This is a genomic window from Sporosarcina sp. UB5 (assembly GCF_050859005.1).
Taxonomy (GTDB): domain Bacteria; phylum Bacillota; class Bacilli; order Bacillales_A; family Planococcaceae; genus Sporosarcina.
On the sequence record NZ_CP125984.1, the window covers coordinates 1,645,513 to 1,660,941 of the forward strand.

General features: G+C 36.3%; 14 protein-coding genes. 11 read left to right on the forward strand and 3 right to left on the reverse strand.

The features are described 5' to 3' along the window. The 7 genes from QM454_RS08560 to QM454_RS08590 all read left to right on the forward strand — a co-directional run bounded on the left by QM454_RS08560 (position 1) and on the right by QM454_RS08590 (position 7,960). Positions 1–978: an SDR family oxidoreductase gene (locus QM454_RS08560; protein WP_432356950.1), complete on the forward strand. Its 978-nt coding sequence runs from the start codon at positions 1–3 to the stop codon at positions 976–978. Positions 979–1,066: 88 nt separating this feature from the next. Continuing rightward, positions 1,067–2,152: a glycosyltransferase gene (locus tag QM454_RS08565; protein ID WP_432356951.1), complete on the forward strand. Its 1,086-nt coding sequence runs from the start codon at positions 1,067–1,069 to the stop codon at positions 2,150–2,152. 31 nt (positions 2,153–2,183) lie between these two features. After that, positions 2,184–3,374 (forward strand): glycosyltransferase family 4 protein, encoded by a 1,191-nt coding sequence (locus tag QM454_RS08570; RefSeq protein ID WP_432356953.1) that lies wholly within the window; start codon positions 2,184–2,186, stop codon positions 3,372–3,374. Next, positions 3,371–4,678 carry a lipopolysaccharide biosynthesis protein gene (locus QM454_RS08575; protein WP_432356954.1) on the forward strand — a complete coding sequence of 436 codons (1,308 nt, stop codon included), beginning with the start codon at positions 3,371–3,373 and terminating at the stop codon, positions 4,676–4,678. The genes QM454_RS08570 and QM454_RS08575 overlap by 4 nt, the downstream gene beginning before the upstream one ends. Before the next feature lie 254 nt (positions 4,679–4,932). Further along, positions 4,933–6,135: an O-antigen ligase family protein gene (locus QM454_RS08580; RefSeq protein ID WP_432356955.1), complete on the forward strand. Its 1,203-nt coding sequence runs from the start codon at positions 4,933–4,935 to the stop codon at positions 6,133–6,135. Positions 6,136–6,372: 237 nt separating this feature from the next. After that, positions 6,373–7,539, forward strand: a complete 1,167-nt coding sequence (locus tag QM454_RS08585; protein WP_432356957.1) for a nucleotide sugar dehydrogenase — start codon at positions 6,373–6,375, stop codon at positions 7,537–7,539. A gap of 10 nt (positions 7,540–7,549) precedes the next feature. Next, positions 7,550–7,960 (forward strand): hypothetical protein, encoded by a 411-nt coding sequence (locus QM454_RS08590; protein ID WP_432356958.1) that lies wholly within the window; start codon positions 7,550–7,552, stop codon positions 7,958–7,960. Positions 7,961–8,180: 220 nt separating this feature from the next. On the opposite strand, the gene QM454_RS08595 is transcribed toward QM454_RS08590, so the two are convergent. Further along, positions 8,181–8,582: a hypothetical protein gene (locus QM454_RS08595; RefSeq protein ID WP_432356959.1), complete on the reverse strand. Its 402-nt coding sequence runs from the start codon at positions 8,580–8,582 to the stop codon at positions 8,181–8,183. 153 nt (positions 8,583–8,735) lie between these two features. Further along, positions 8,736–9,221, reverse strand: a complete 486-nt coding sequence (locus QM454_RS08600) for a hypothetical protein (protein ID WP_432356961.1) — start codon at positions 9,219–9,221, stop codon at positions 8,736–8,738. 147 nt (positions 9,222–9,368) lie between these two features. Between QM454_RS08600 and istA (QM454_RS08605) the strand changes: the two genes are divergently transcribed. The 4 genes from istA (QM454_RS08605) (at position 9,369) to istB (QM454_RS08620) (ending at position 14,705) form a co-directional block, all read left to right on the forward strand. Then, complete coding sequence (istA, locus tag QM454_RS08605; RefSeq protein WP_432356963.1) at positions 9,369–10,889, forward strand: IS21 family transposase; 1,521 nt, start codon at positions 9,369–9,371, stop codon at positions 10,887–10,889. Continuing rightward, positions 10,886–11,605 (forward strand): IS21-like element helper ATPase IstB, encoded by a 720-nt coding sequence (gene istB, locus QM454_RS08610; RefSeq protein WP_432356965.1) that lies wholly within the window; start codon positions 10,886–10,888, stop codon positions 11,603–11,605. Before istA (QM454_RS08605) ends, istB (QM454_RS08610) begins: the two co-directional genes overlap by 4 nt. Positions 11,606–12,468: 863 nt before the next feature. Beyond that, a complete protein-coding gene (gene istA / locus QM454_RS08615) occupies positions 12,469–13,989 on the forward strand; it encodes an IS21 family transposase (RefSeq protein WP_432356963.1) in 1,521 nt (506 codons plus the stop codon). After that, positions 13,986–14,705, forward strand: coding sequence for an IS21-like element helper ATPase IstB (istB, locus tag QM454_RS08620; RefSeq protein ID WP_432356965.1), 720 nt, complete (start codon positions 13,986–13,988; stop codon positions 14,703–14,705). The genes istA (QM454_RS08615) and istB (QM454_RS08620) overlap by 4 nt, the downstream gene beginning before the upstream one ends. A 51-nt stretch (positions 14,706–14,756) precedes the next feature. Here istB (QM454_RS08620) and QM454_RS08625 read toward each other — a convergent pair whose 3' ends face one another. After that, the gene (locus QM454_RS08625) at positions 14,757–15,254 is read right to left on the reverse strand and encodes a hypothetical protein (RefSeq protein ID WP_432356967.1); all 498 of its coding nucleotides are present in this window, start codon (positions 15,252–15,254) and stop codon (positions 14,757–14,759) included. Positions 15,255–15,429: the final 175 nt, after the last annotated feature.

A 15,429-nucleotide genomic window follows, 5' to 3' on the forward strand; every position in this document is an offset into this window, starting at 1 on the left:
GTGGGTTATAAAAATATAAAGTTTCCAGAGGACAGTAAATTCTTAGTTACCGGATCAGCGGGCTTTATTGGTTCTAATCTAGTAGAAGCAATACTTAAATTAGGCTATAAAGTTAGAGGGCTTGATAACTTTTCAACTGGTAAAAAAGAAAATGTGGAAGAATTTTTAGATAATCCTGATTACGAATTTATAGAGGGAGATATTCGTGATCTTGAAACATGTATGAAAGCTTGTGAAGGAATCGACTTTGTTTTAAATCAAGCTGCATGGGGGAGTGTTCCAAGAAGTATTGAGATGCCTTTGTTTTATGAAGAGGTAAACATAAAAGGTACACTAAATATGATGGAAGCAGCAAGGCAAACAGGTGTTAAGAAATTTGTCTATGCTTCTAGTTCTTCAGTGTATGGCGATGAGCCAAATCTTCCTAAAAAAGAGGGAAGAGAGGGCAATGTATTATCACCTTATGCACTTACCAAAAAAGTAGATGAAGAGTATGGAAAACTCTATACAAAATTGTATGGACTTGATACTTATGGGATGCGTTATTTTAATGTGTTTGGTAGAAGACAAGATCCTAATGGTGCTTATGCAGCAGTAATTCCAAAATTCATTAAACAGTTACTTAATGATGAGCAACCAACTATTAATGGCGATGGAAAGCAGAGTAGAGATTTTACTTACATCGAGAATGTAATTGAGGCAAATTTGAAAGCTTGCAATGCATCCCATGAAGCAGCAGGTCATGCCTATAATATTGCTTATGGTGGCAGGGAGTTTTTAATTGATATCTATACCCATTTGTTAAATGCATTAGAAAAAGATATTCAGCCGGTATTTGGACCTGATCGTAAGGGAGATATTAAACATAGTAATGCCGATATAAGTAAAGCAAAAGAATTACTGGACTATGACCCGGATTGGAGCTTCGAAAGGGGTATTGAAGCTGCTATTGAATGGTACAAAAAACATTTAAGATAGAATGATATTTACCTTGTTATTCAGATCACTAAGAAGAAAATGGCTTATATATTATTAGTGACTTAAATATATGAAAATGGTGGGGAAAATGAAAAAAAAGATTTTATTTGTAGCGCCTAATCTCCATCATGGTGGGGCAGAGGCGGTCTTAATAAAAATCCTTAATAATATAAATTTAGACTTGTTCGATGTTAAACTTGTTTTAGTAAAAAAAGAAGGCGGGCATTTATCAAAGCTAAAAGAAGAAATAAACATAATCGACTTAGATTGCAAAAGTGCAATCTTTTCAATCCCAAAGCTAAAACGAGTGATAGAACTTGAAAAACCAGATATTGTTTTTTCAATAATTGGTCATATTAATCTAATCTTATCAAGTCTTAAGTTATTATTTTTTAAAAAGGTCACTTTTATTGGAAGAGAGAATATTGTTTATAGTGAATGGTTATTTAAAAATATGTCACAAAAAAAGCGGGTTTTATCATTTGCTTATAAAGCTCTTCTAAGAAAGTTAGATTATGTAATAGTGCAATCAAAATACATGGCTAAACAAGTTCAAGATTATTTCAAGGTTAACAGTAATAATGTCGTAGTTTTAAATAACCCAATAGAGCACAGCAAAATCGAATTATTAGGCACCGAAAGTATTTCAGAGGATTTATGGAGAAATGATAAAGTTAATTTAATTGCGGTAGGTAGAATTGAAAAGGTTAAAAATTATTCATTAATGGTAGACATAATGGAAAAACTTCCCCAGAATTTTCACTTAAACATATTGGGCGATGGTAATGAAAGAGGCAATTTAGAGGGATATATTACAAATAAAGGTTTAGATGACCGTGTAACTATCCACGGTTTTGTTGGAAATCCCTATAAATATATGAAGCAATCATTTGCGCTTCTTTTAACATCAACTAGGGAGTCTTTTCCAAACGTTGTAATTGAGGCGAATGCATGTGGTACTTACGTGTTTTCTTTTAATATGCCTGGGGGAATTTCAGAAATCATTAAAAATAATTTAAATGGCGATTTAATACCTGAAGGAAATATAGACGATTTTGTTGGTAAAATACTTGAAAAATATGAAAGTGGTTATGATTCACAAGCAATAATTAAAGATAATAAAAAATACTCGATAGATGATTATATGGATGGCGTTTATAAGCTATTTGAATAAGAATTGTTCAAGTTGTTGGAGGGATAGTCTTTTGAAAATCTTATTTGTTGCACCGAGGTTTCATACAAATCAATATCCAATAGTAGAAACTTTGATAAATCATAAACATGAGGTAAGCTTTTTTGCACAGTATATTGGCGCTAGTGAAGATCATAGTTTAGTGGAGCCTAAGGTTTTTGGCTATAATTTGCTATTTAAATTTATTAATATATTAAAGAAAAATCTGCAAAGAAATGGTCAAGATCAATATAAATTTGAGCGTAACTATGGTTTCCCTTCAATTATAAAATATTATAAAGCAATAAAAAAGTTTTCCCCGGACATTGTTATCGTTAGGGATAGAACACTTTTTAGCTTATTGACCTTTTCAATATGTAAATCATTAAAGATTAACACAATTCTTTATCAACAAGTTCCAAAGTATAGTTCTAATAAAACCGAAGGGACTAATACAATGTATGATAAATTTAGAAAAACAATATATAAAAGTGTTGTACCAAAAACAATGGTAACACCAATAAACGGGAAAAGTGAAAATAATAGATTTACTTCAAAAAGTATCTATTATTTGCCTTTCATAATGAAAGTAGATAGAAGGGTTAAACAAAAGAGCTTTTTTCGAAATAACCAAATTAATATACTGTCTATTGGTAAGTTTATTCCACGGAAACGCCATATGCTTCTTATTAAAGTCATAGAAGAATTAAAAGAATTGTACAATATTAAATTAACTATTATTGGTGAGGTATCTACAGATTCCCATAAATCCGAATACAAAAAGGCCGTACAATATATTGATGAAAATAATTTGAATGAAATTGTAGAGATAAAGACTAATTTGGAATACACGGATGTACAAAATGAATATTTGTTAAATGATTTGTTCATTTTGCCTTCGATAAACGAACAATTAGGAGTATCAATACTTGAGGCTATGGCAAATAAGTTGCCTGTAATTTGCAGTGATTCCGCAGGAGCAAAAGATTACATTGACCAAGGTTCTAATGGTTATGTATTTAAAAGTGATGACTCAAATGACTTAAAAGATAAAATTATAAGTATAATTGGTGAAAAGAGTATTCTGAAGAAAATGGGTGAAAATAGCTTGGAATTAGTAGAAACAAGATATAGCCCTGAAAGGTACCATAGTGATTTGATGGAGTTAATCGACAAAGAATTCAATATTTCTATGCTGAATAAGGATATTTTAAAAAACGGGTGATTGTTATAAAATGGCTAAATGATAAATTTAAAAGTACATTTTTGAAAAATGTAATGATGATTACTGGAGGAACAGCTTTTGCTCAGGTTATTGGAATAGTATTACTACCGGTAATTACTAGATTATATACTCCTGAACAATATGGAGTTATTTCTGTCTACGCTGCAATTTTACCTTTATTAAACATATTAGGATCTATGAATTATGAAAAGGGAATTCCGATAGCTGAGAGTGAAGAAAAGGCAATAAACGTACTGTCGCTAAGTATTATTACATTAATTTTCTTTAATAGTTTAATAACCTTGTTGTTAACTTTTTGGGGAGAGGGATTTCTGACCTTCCTTAATGGCAATGTTCTTATTGATTTTAAACTTTTCATTCCACTTGGTGTGTTTTTTATGGGTCTATATAGTATTTTTACTCAGTGGGCATATAGAAAGAAGAACTTTAAAGATTTAACTAAAACCAAATTTTCTCAGGCAATATCACAAAATATGATCACGATTATATTTGGGATTTTAGGAAAGGGGCCAATTGGTCTTCTTTTAGGAAAAATTTCTGGGCAAAGTGCTGGAATTATTACTTTATCCTCCCCTTTGTTTAAAAGGGAAAGAAGTTTACTTAGTAAAGTGAAAGTTAAAGACATACTATGGGCAGCAAAAAGATACAGAAGCTTCCCTATCTTTACAACCCCAAGAAGGTTCTTGGGCGATATAACTATTTCACTTCCTGTAATAATGATAACTTCTTTATATGGTACGCAAGCTGTTGGTTTATTTGGCTTAGCTAATAGTGTGATACAGCTTCCAATGAATTTAATAGGAACGTCTGTTAGTAATGTTTATTATGCGGAAAGTGCATCACTTAGTAGAAGGGATCCCAGGAGAATTCAGGAGTTATCAAGAAAACTGTTGAGAAATTTGGTTCTAATCGGAGCAATCCCTCTTACCATATTAATTTTTTTAGGCCCTTTATTATTTTCCTTATTCTTTGGCAGTGCTTGGCATCAGGCGGGGGTCTACGCTAGTTTACTCTCTGTTGTAGTTTTTTTTAGATTTATTTTTAAGCCGATAAGTAATATATTTGATATTTATGAAAAACAAAAAACTGCCTTATTACTTAATGTGTTTAGTTTGTTATTAGTATTAGCTGTCTTTGGAATATCAAGTTACTTATCATTAAAATCGTACATGGCAGTAGGATTGTATAGTATAGCTATGTCTCTTGTATACTTTATTCAATATATATTAGCACAAAGAATATTAAACGAGGAAATAAAATCCTTCGAAAAATCCCATACCTAAATAGAACTTTGGTAACTTAAGGGCATAAATCCCCTTGAATAGAAGTTATAATTTATCAATATTGCTTTTCTATCTTTGATCCCAGTATTTTTTATTAGGAAATCAATAAGAGTAGATTTTAAGGTTAGCTTTTGGAACAAAGCATTTTGAATAAGGAGCCCTTTATGAATAGTCCGTTAACATTACAAGATAAGATTGTATACCTTATAGCACCAATTAGTGTTTTGTTTCTAATTGTCATGAGGGTGCTAGACATGGGTACAACTTTGATTAATATACTTTACATGTCAACTATTGCCGTCCTTATGGCACCATTAGTATTAAGACTTAATAAAATAAATAGATACGTGCTAAGCAATGCGAAAATAGGAATATATTTTATCTTTATAATATGGCTATTTACAGTTGTGCTTATAACTAATAAGTTTGACATTTATACGCTAATAAGACTTATCGTTTTTATAATATATTTTATTTTATATTTAGTGTTTTTATTCAACTTCAGCTCTAGTTACAGTCATATTACTTTAGCTTTTAAAATGATACTTTACTCAATCCTTGCATATTTACTGATTGCAAATTTATTGAATAGAGGGTTTGTATTCACTCTTTATGAAATAATGTATGTAAGATATGATGGTCTTGGAAATCCAAATTCGCACGGAATTATATCAGCAATAGGGGTTATGTTATCAATTCCATTCATTACGATGGCAAAGTCGAGAAAACAATTTATTATTTATTTATTAGTATTATCATATACAACAATTAACCTAATAATGACTGGTTCAAGGTCAGCGTTACTTATAACTTTAGTGTTTTCTCTTGTTTATTTCAATCTGATTTCTAAAATATACAAAGGGTTATTTTTATCCAAGGTGTTTAAATTGTTTTTTCTAATTTCTTCAGGATTGTTAATATATATTGCATTAAGTAGAGGAATTGGTCTACTGGCTCAAAGTTTTAAATTCACGGAGTTTAGTATACAAGGAAGACTAAATCCGTTAATAACAGGGCTGAATATTATTAGAGAGAATAGTTTTGTGCCATATGGTTTAGGTAGAGGAGCCCTAAGTGATTTGGGTATTGGTAGGGACTTAGTAGGTACCAGTAAAATAGGTAATCCATTGGATAATTCATTTATCCTAATAGCGATAGAAACGGGTATTTTAGGTCTTGGTTTACTATTGGCATTTGTCGCTCAAATATTCAATAAATTCTTTCAGGGATTTAATGCTTTGAGAAGAAAAGCATTATTTGTGGAAAACGATAAAGCGTTTAATACTAATTTTTATGTAACTAGCTTTTCAATTATGATTAGCCTTCTCTTACATGCTTTCTTTGAGGCAAATTTGTTTTCCGGTATTGATATTGTTACATTATTATTTTTAATTTGTTGTGCGAATATTGTTGTAACCAATGGCTTAATTTATAAGTTCCTGAAAAGTATTGTTTGATGGACAGCATATATTTTGAAATTTAATTTGTTCATCAATGATTATGATTTTACTTTGAACCTGGGTTACTCCATGATTCTGAACTTTTATAAGATAAAAGATTGGAAAGCAACCGTGGATTATTCGGGGGTATTTCTAAGATCTTTGCACTTGTGTGACTAAATTGATTAAATGACTAAGGTTATGTTGGTATCATGGCAGGTTAAAAATAGATAATTGGGAGATGTAAAATAGTATATGAAAATTACAATTGCAGGAACGGGTTATGTAGGGTTATCAAATGCAATATTGCTAGCCCAGCATAATGAAGTTATTGCCCTTGATATTATACAAGAAAAGGTAGATATGATTAACAATAAAAGATCTCCGATTATGGATAATGAGATTGAAGAATATTTAGCAACAAAAGAATTAAACCTAATTGCAACAACCGATAATTATAAAGCATTCAAAGATGCGGAGTATGTCATCATCTCTACGCCAACGAATTATGATCCAGAAAAGAACTACTTTAATACCAGAACTGTTGAGGCGGTTATTGCTAATGTATTATCCATTAATCCAGAAGCGGTAATGGTAATTAAATCTACAGTCCCAGTTGGATATACGGAAAAAATAAAAGAGAAATTTGAAACAGATAATATTATTTTCTCACCTGAGTTTTTAAGGGAAGGAAAGGCTCTATATGATAACTTGTACCCATCGCGAATTATAGTTGGTGAACAGTCAGATAGAGCTAAAGTATTTGCTGACTTATTAGCTCAAGGAGCAATTAAAGAAGATATTCCAGTTTTGTTTACAAATTCAACAGAGGCGGAAGCCATAAAGCTATTTGCTAACACTTACCTTGCGATGAGAGTCGCATTTTTTAATGAGCTCGATTCTTATGCGGAAGTAAGGGGATTAGAAAGTAAGCAAATAATTGATGGAGTGGGTTTGGATCCACGAATCGGTAATCACTATAATAATCCATCTTTTGGTTATGGTGGTTACTGCCTACCTAAAGACACAAAACAGCTATTAGCCAATTATGAGGATGTTCCAAATAATATAATGACAGCTATTGTTGATGCAAATAGAACTAGAAAAGATCATGTTGCTGAAATGATTATTAAGGAGAATCCTAGAATTGTTGGTATTTACAGGCTTACTATGAAAATGGACTCTGATAACTTTAGACAATCGGCTATTCAAGGCGTCATGAAGCGAATTAAAGCTAAAGGTATAGAAGTTGTTGTATATGAACCTGCACTTCATGACAAGACTTTCTTTAATTCCAGAGTAATTAATGACTTTGATGAGTTTAAGAGAGTATCAGATGTTATTGTTGCAAATCGGTTGTCTGATGATTTACGTGATGTAGGGGACAAGGTGTACACAAGGGATTTGTTTAGTAGAGATTAGGGGTGGTTTTGTGCCGGATTTTAAGGACCTCGGAAATTTAAAATTTAATAAAGAAATTTTTAATAAGGTACAACCTGTCGATACAATGAGTGGTGCGGTGAATAGAATTAAGAGGCAACAGGAAGATACCCTTCGAATCCTTCAAGAAAGTAAAATTGCAGAAGAGAAAGAAAAACTACGTCGGCATAATGAGCTAGTATCAGCTATTAATAATGCTGCCGAAAATGGAGCAACTATTGTTATCGATTTTGGTGCCAGGCACCCATTTAATTCGAAATGTTCATTTATCTCAGGTGCTAAGTTACCAAGTAAATTGAAATATTCATTGTCTATGGCTCTGTGGAGAGGATATTTACGGTGCTATTTTGTATATGCGGGTAGACTAATTTTCGGTGCCATTCGGTGCCAGGCACCCATTTAATCCGAAATATTCATTTATCTTAGGTGCTAAGTTACCAAGTAAATTGAAATATTCATTGTCTATGGCTCTGTGGAGAGGATCGTTATGATCCTATTTTGTATATGCGGGTAGACTTGCTGGGATGCGGTTGATTACGGCCGATGATTGTCACACGTGCCATGATTTTAACCACTTTCCGCCAAATTTTCGTGCCAGGCACCAAATTCCGGGTACCAGGTTCTCATTGAATTCGGAATTGTTCCAGAACCTGGTACCTTTTTGATTGAACTGGTCTGCTGAACCTTGACCATGCTCCGACAGAATCCTCTTCAAACGGCTGCATCGTATAAAGTACAGTTGGAATACCGTCGATTTCAGAATAGCACTCTCTAATGATGCCTAGTTTAATAAGCTTCCTTATAGCGCAATGAATGGTGGATAGACATCTTCCGGTAGACTTAAGCAGTTCATACGTCAGATTGGCAGCCCCGTGCCAAGCCGTGTAGAAACGGATCAAATCCAATATATTGCGATCATCCTTCGTCAGAACAGCCTTGTGGCGATTTGTGTGCTTGATAGAGGCTTGAAACATCTCTCCTGCATCTGCGAACTTGAAGTGTTCCTTAAAACATTGTTGTGCCATTGGTAATTCCCCCTTTACCTTCTATATAGACAGGAGAGGTCAAAAAGGATACGTTGTAAGGAAAATAAAATTCCGGGTACCAGGTTCTCATTGAATTCTAAATTGATTTAGAACCTGATACTCTTCATAGTATAGCTGGTAGAAGTTTATGTTTTAAAAATCAAAGTGTAGAAAATCATTCCTATCATATTTGTGATCAATTATCATATTTATTATTCTATTTGAAGTATCCTCCAACAAAGGAATCATTTTCGAAGTTTCATCGATTGCTTCAAGTGTTGTATCTTCTCCACCATGCACAATTTGACTCCTTTTTTCATGCATAGAATCTATCCACTTTTCCGGCAAGCCCCAATTATCTATGTCCCCAAAGTTTTCTATAAAACATTGATAAACCTGGTTTTTAACCCCAGATTTTGTTCGCTCTGTTGGAGTATGATAACAACTACCTATTATTTCTATCACATTCCAATAAGAAAAAAATTGATCGAATGTATTATTTGATAACTTGCCCTTTGAGTACCATCCAATGGCTCTTAATAATTTGGGTTCATCGCTTTCAAATACCCTAGCCATTTTAAAAGCAGTGATGATATCCGATTTCTCCAATATTCTTCTACTTCTAAAACTTCTTGTCATACTAAATCGACCTTCATTTGTTTATGGCACGATAGAAATGTAGAAAACGGCAGCTAATCTATGTATATAAAAAAAGGCCACTTGCCAACATCCAAAAAAATACATACACTCCTGTTGGGCAATAAGTTCACGGGAGGTATATAGGAGATGTTAGCAATGGCTGAAATTAATTATATCAGATATGAGACCAACTCAAAAGGACGCACTTATTCTTCAGTGGCCAAACAAATGGGAAGAGACTGGAGAACTGTTAGGAAATATGCCGAGATGGAGGACTTCAATCTCGAAAAGCCGGTGAGACAAAAGAGAAAAGCACCTGTCATGGATCCGGTTAAGCCAATCATTGACGAATGGCTATTGGAAGATGCGAAAAAGAAGAAAAAATTCCGTCGGACGGCACAGCGCATCTTTGACCTGTTGGTGGAGATTCATAAGTTTGAGGGGTCGGACCGTTCGGTCCGTGATTATGTAGCGAGACGAAAAAAGGAACTAATGCAAGAGAATGAGGAGGCAGCATTACCACTAGAGGCGAAACCAGGAACGGCACAAGTTGACTTCGGGGAAGCTCCATTCCTATATAAGGGAGAAGAGGTGATCCGGCATTATCTAGCTCTCTCATTTCCCTACAGCAACGCCTTTCTATTCCAAGTGTTCCCTGCGGAGAATCGAGAGTGCTTCCTACAGGGGCTGGCGGATATGTTCGATTCCCTTGGTGCCGTTCCACATACCATTCGCTTTGATAACCTTGCACCAGCAGTGAAAAAGGTCCTGCCGAATGGGGAAAGAGAACTGACTGAGGAGTTTGAGCGTTTCGTAGCCCATTACGGGTTTCGTTATGAATTCTGTAATCCGGACAGTGGAAATGAGAAGGGGCATGTCGAATCTATGGTCAAATACATACGCAACAACTATCTGTTGCCTGCCATCCCTTATGATGATTTGTCAACCTTGAATGAGCAGGCGATTGCCTGGAGTATGACAGATAGAAACCGTCCACATTACGAGAAGGAATTGCCGATTGCCGAACTCCATTTGGCAGACCGGGAACAATTTCTTCAGTTGCCAGGCAAGGCATTTGAGTGTGTCAGGTATGTGCATGCGAAGGCAGACAAGTACGGCTTTATCCGAATTGATAAGAAGCAGTACTCAACATCCCCACGTATTGCGGGACAAGCCGTGACAGCCAAGGTCTCTTTTGACACTGTGACCATCCTTAACGACGGGAATGAAGTCCTTGTCTCCCACCCGAGAATCTATGGATCGGAAAAGAAAGCAATGAATTGGCAACCTTACCTGACATTGATGGCCAAACGGCCAACAGCGTTGAAATACAGTTCCTTTTACGATCAACTGCCTGAAGATTGGAAACTCTACTTCGAGGAATGTACGGTAGAGGAAAAGAAGAATGCCTTGGGGCTATTATCAGTAATTTTGAAAGGACAGGACTTTGATCTTCCGACGAAAGCTTTGAAGATGGCTTCAGAACACGGTCATCCATCAGCAGAATCAATTAAGCATGTCTACTATCAATTGATGAATGGACGTGGCATACGGGAAACGCTTCCGCTATCCAGGCTAACCAAAAAGGTTCCGGTCACTGGGGAGACAACGAGGGGTTTAACCCACTATGACCAGCTCATGAGATTGTCTGGAGGTGGACAAACATGAGAGTTCTAATAGAGGAGCACGCAAAGCGCTTGAAACTGAGTTGGATCCGCGAAAACTTTCATGAAGTGAAGGCAGCATCTAACGAAGAGTATCTATTGAAACTGTTCGAAAGGGAAATTCAACAGCGGGAAGAACGGAAATTAAATCTATTGATTTCCCAATCTTCGTTGCCGGACATATCTGGCAGACATTTTGATTGGGATGGTATCCACATGAATGGCGATATCTCAAAGGAAGACATAATAAAGGGACATTTTATTGAGAGAAAAGAGAATTTGATTCTATACGGAGGGGTTGGCGTGGGAAAAACACTTCTGGCCTCCCTAACGGGATGGAATGCCATCCGGGAAAATCAGAAAAAAGTTCGTTTTTATACCGTTGCCCGGCTTGTAAATCAACTGTTGGAAGCTAATGACAAAGGGACGCTTGGAAAGCTCTATAAGCAGATTGAAAGTTTGGATCTTCTGATTTTAGATGAACTCGGCTATGTTCCGCTGCATAAGCAAGGAGCGGAGCTCCTATTCCAAGTCATTAATCTGTGTTACGAAAGGCGAAGTGTAGTGGTGACGACAAACCTTCAATTTGGGCAATGGAATCACGTCTTTGGGGATCCAATCCTGACTGAGGCTTTCATCGACCGTTTAATTCATTACTCACATTTAATTGTCTTTAACCGCGAAAGCTTTCGCCATAAAGAATCCCTTATGAATCGCTAAAAAGGAATGTTGGCAAGTAGCTACATTTTTAACTGCCAAACTATGCATTTCCTACTTGCCAAATACACCTTCATTTTTACGCAATTGGATAGGTATATCATTAGTTAATGATAAAACATCCCTCATTCTTCCGAAGTAAACATTAGCAACAGTTTCGGCGATATCTATGTTTTCTGCATAAGCGGTAATAGTGGCTTTAAAGCCAAATGATGTTTTTTCTAAACTTATATCGCTGTAAAATTGGTGGAATCAAAACCTTTTTCTTGCTTGAAACTCATATTACTTTTAATTGATAAAGGGCCAATCACATCGAAATCAATTTCCCATACTTTTCTATCCATAAAAATTTTCTCCTTTACATTAAGTTTTCCTTTTAATCTAACGACAAATCAGTGGTTGTCAAAGATAATTGTCACATTTAGCACAATTTTACGCGCAGGACTCTCATTGAATTTGAAACTCAATCTGAAAGAAGATGCCTAAGACCTGTTGTTGCGAATATTGAAATAACAATCTTGAAGAATGTGGGCTAAATCATTTTTCCGGAGTTTCTTCAAATGCAAAGAACTTTAAAAATCGTTTACCGAAATTAGTTATTGGAGTATCTTGTTTAGTTATATCGTCTTCATCGCCATCTTTACTATATGCTATTGTTTTTATCAAACCTAAGCGCTCTAATTTATTTGTTTGGTATGAATTAATTGATTGCTTTTCTTTGTTTGCGTCTGAACGCCTGTTTATGGCACGATAGAAATGTAGAAAACGGCAGCTAATCTATGTATATAAAAAAAGGCCACTTGCCAACATCCAAAAAAATACATACACTCCTGTTGGGCAATAAGTTCACGGGAGGTATATAGGAGATGTTAGCAATGGCTGAAATTAATTATATCAGATATGAGACCAACTCAAAAGGACGCACTTATTCTTCAGTGGCCAAACAAATGGGAAGAGACTGGAGAACTGTTAGGAAATATGCCGAGATGGAGGACTTCAATCTCGAAAAGCCGGTGAGACAAAAGAGAAAAGCACCTGTCATGGATCCGGTTAAGCCAATCATTGACGAATGGCTATTGGAAGATGCGAAAAAGAAGAAAAAATTCCGTCGGACGGCACAGCGCATCTTTGACCTGTTGGTGGAGATTCATAAGTTTGAGGGGTCGGACCGTTCGGTCCGTGATTATGTAGCGAGACGAAAAAAGGAACTAATGCAAGAGAATGAGGAGGCAGCATTACCACTAGAGGCGAAACCAGGAACGGCACAAGTTGACTTCGGGGAAGCTCCATTCCTATATAAGGGAGAAGAGGTGATCCGGCATTATCTAGCTCTCTCATTTCCCTACAGCAACGCCTTTCTATTCCAAGTGTTCCCTGCGGAGAATCGAGAGTGCTTCCTACAGGGGCTGGCGGATATGTTCGATTCCCTTGGTGCCGTTCCACATACCATTCGCTTTGATAACCTTGCACCAGCAGTGAAAAAGGTCCTGCCGAATGGGGAAAGAGAACTGACTGAGGAGTTTGAGCGTTTCGTAGCCCATTACGGGTTTCGTTATGAATTCTGTAATCCGGACAGTGGAAATGAGAAGGGGCATGTCGAATCTATGGTCAAATACATACGCAACAACTATCTGTTGCCTGCCATCCCTTATGATGATTTGTCAACCTTGAATGAGCAGGCGATTGCCTGGAGTATGACAGATAGAAACCGTCCACATTACGAGAAGGAATTGCCGATTGCCGAACTCCATTTGGCAGACCGGGAACAATTTCTTCAGTTGCCAGGCAAGGCATTTGAGTGTGTCAGGTATGTGCATGCGAAGGCAGACAAGTACGGCTTTATCCGAATTGATAAGAAGCAGTACTCAACATCCCCACGTATTGCGGGACAAGCCGTGACAGCCAAGGTCTCTTTTGACACTGTGACCATCCTTAACGACGGGAATGAAGTCCTTGTCTCCCACCCGAGAATCTATGGATCGGAAAAGAAAGCAATGAATTGGCAACCTTACCTGACATTGATGGCCAAACGGCCAACAGCGTTGAAATACAGTTCCTTTTACGATCAACTGCCTGAAGATTGGAAACTCTACTTCGAGGAATGTACGGTAGAGGAAAAGAAGAATGCCTTGGGGCTATTATCAGTAATTTTGAAAGGACAGGACTTTGATCTTCCGACGAAAGCTTTGAAGATGGCTTCAGAACACGGTCATCCATCAGCAGAATCAATTAAGCATGTCTACTATCAATTGATGAATGGACGTGGCATACGGGAAACGCTTCCGCTATCCAGGCTAACCAAAAAGGTTCCGGTCACTGGGGAGACAACGAGGGGTTTAACCCACTATGACCAGCTCATGAGATTGTCTGGAGGTGGACAAACATGAGAGTTCTAATAGAGGAGCACGCAAAGCGCTTGAAACTGAGTTGGATCCGCGAAAACTTTCATGAAGTGAAGGCAGCATCTAACGAAGAGTATCTATTGAAACTGTTCGAAAGGGAAATTCAACAGCGGGAAGAACGGAAATTAAATCTATTGATTTCCCAATCTTCGTTGCCGGACATATCTGGCAGACATTTTGATTGGGATGGTATCCACATGAATGGCGATATCTCAAAGGAAGACATAATAAAGGGACATTTTATTGAGAGAAAAGAGAATTTGATTCTATACGGAGGGGTTGGCGTGGGAAAAACACTTCTGGCCTCCCTAACGGGATGGAATGCCATCCGGGAAAATCAGAAAAAAGTTCGTTTTTATACCGTTGCCCGGCTTGTAAATCAACTGTTGGAAGCTAATGACAAAGGGACGCTTGGAAAGCTCTATAAGCAGATTGAAAGTTTGGATCTTCTGATTTTAGATGAACTCGGCTATGTTCCGCTGCATAAGCAAGGAGCGGAGCTCCTATTCCAAGTCATTAATCTGTGTTACGAAAGGCGAAGTGTAGTGGTGACGACAAACCTTCAATTTGGGCAATGGAATCACGTCTTTGGGGATCCAATCCTGACTGAGGCTTTCATCGACCGTTTAATTCATTACTCACATTTAATTGTCTTTAACCGCGAAAGCTTTCGCCATAAAGAATCCCTTATGAATCGCTAAAAAGGAATGTTGGCAAGTAGCTACATTTTTAACTGCCAAACTATGCATTTCCTACTTGCCAAATACAGAACGCCTTTCTTCATCAGTTGGCCATTCAAGATTGATTCTTAATTCTGTGGTGTTTCTCATTTCATATGGCATATAATTTTCAACAAATAACCTTATGTCACTATATCTTAATTCAGATAAAACATCGTAATAATGATAAATTTTTTCAATTTCATTTAAGTCATCATCAATTAAATGTTCAAATCCATCAATGATAACTTTTGCTTTGACATCCTCATCCTCTTCCATCAACTTTTTAACTATTAATGGAAACACTTCTGATTTGTAAAAAACTTCATTTTCGCTTGTTTCTACTTTTCTTTTAATTATTAATAATTGTTGCTCATTTGCTTTCATCCGTTTTTCAAGTTTCTTTATTTGATACGATTTATACAAATTCCCGATTACTGGTGCTGAACCTAAAGCAACGTCAATTGAGTTATCAATAATTGTTCCTTCGGCAACACCCATCATATCTTTTATATACTCAACTGGTTCCAAATTTCTCATCTCCTAATTATTTGTTTTATTTAATTATTGTAGCTTGCTTTCATCGTTGTAGCTTATATATCAATCAATTTCGGGTACAGGCACCCGTGCAATTCAGAATAATCATTGGAGGATGACTCCGTGGAGAGGAATCTCCTCAGGGCTATTTTAATATGCGGGTAGAACT

Coding starts and splice junctions, on each gene's coding strand:
- istA (WP_432356963.1), top strand. CDS start 12,469: ATGTTAGCAATGGCTGAAATTAATTATATCAGATATGAGACCAACTCA.
- QM454_RS08595 (WP_432356959.1), bottom strand. CDS start 8,582: ATGGCACAACAATGTTTTAAGGAACACTTCAAGTTCGCAGATGCAGGA.
- QM454_RS08585 (WP_432356957.1), top strand. CDS start 6,373: ATGAAAATTACAATTGCAGGAACGGGTTATGTAGGGTTATCAAATGCA.
- istA (WP_432356963.1), top strand. CDS start 9,369: ATGTTAGCAATGGCTGAAATTAATTATATCAGATATGAGACCAACTCA.
- QM454_RS08580 (WP_432356955.1), top strand. CDS start 4,933: ATGGGTACAACTTTGATTAATATACTTTACATGTCAACTATTGCCGTC.
- istB (WP_432356965.1), top strand. CDS start 10,886: ATGAGAGTTCTAATAGAGGAGCACGCAAAGCGCTTGAAACTGAGTTGG.
- istB (WP_432356965.1), top strand. CDS start 13,986: ATGAGAGTTCTAATAGAGGAGCACGCAAAGCGCTTGAAACTGAGTTGG.
- QM454_RS08565 (WP_432356951.1), top strand. CDS start 1,067: ATGAAAAAAAAGATTTTATTTGTAGCGCCTAATCTCCATCATGGTGGG.
- QM454_RS08600 (WP_432356961.1), bottom strand. CDS start 9,221: ATGACAAGAAGTTTTAGAAGTAGAAGAATATTGGAGAAATCGGATATC.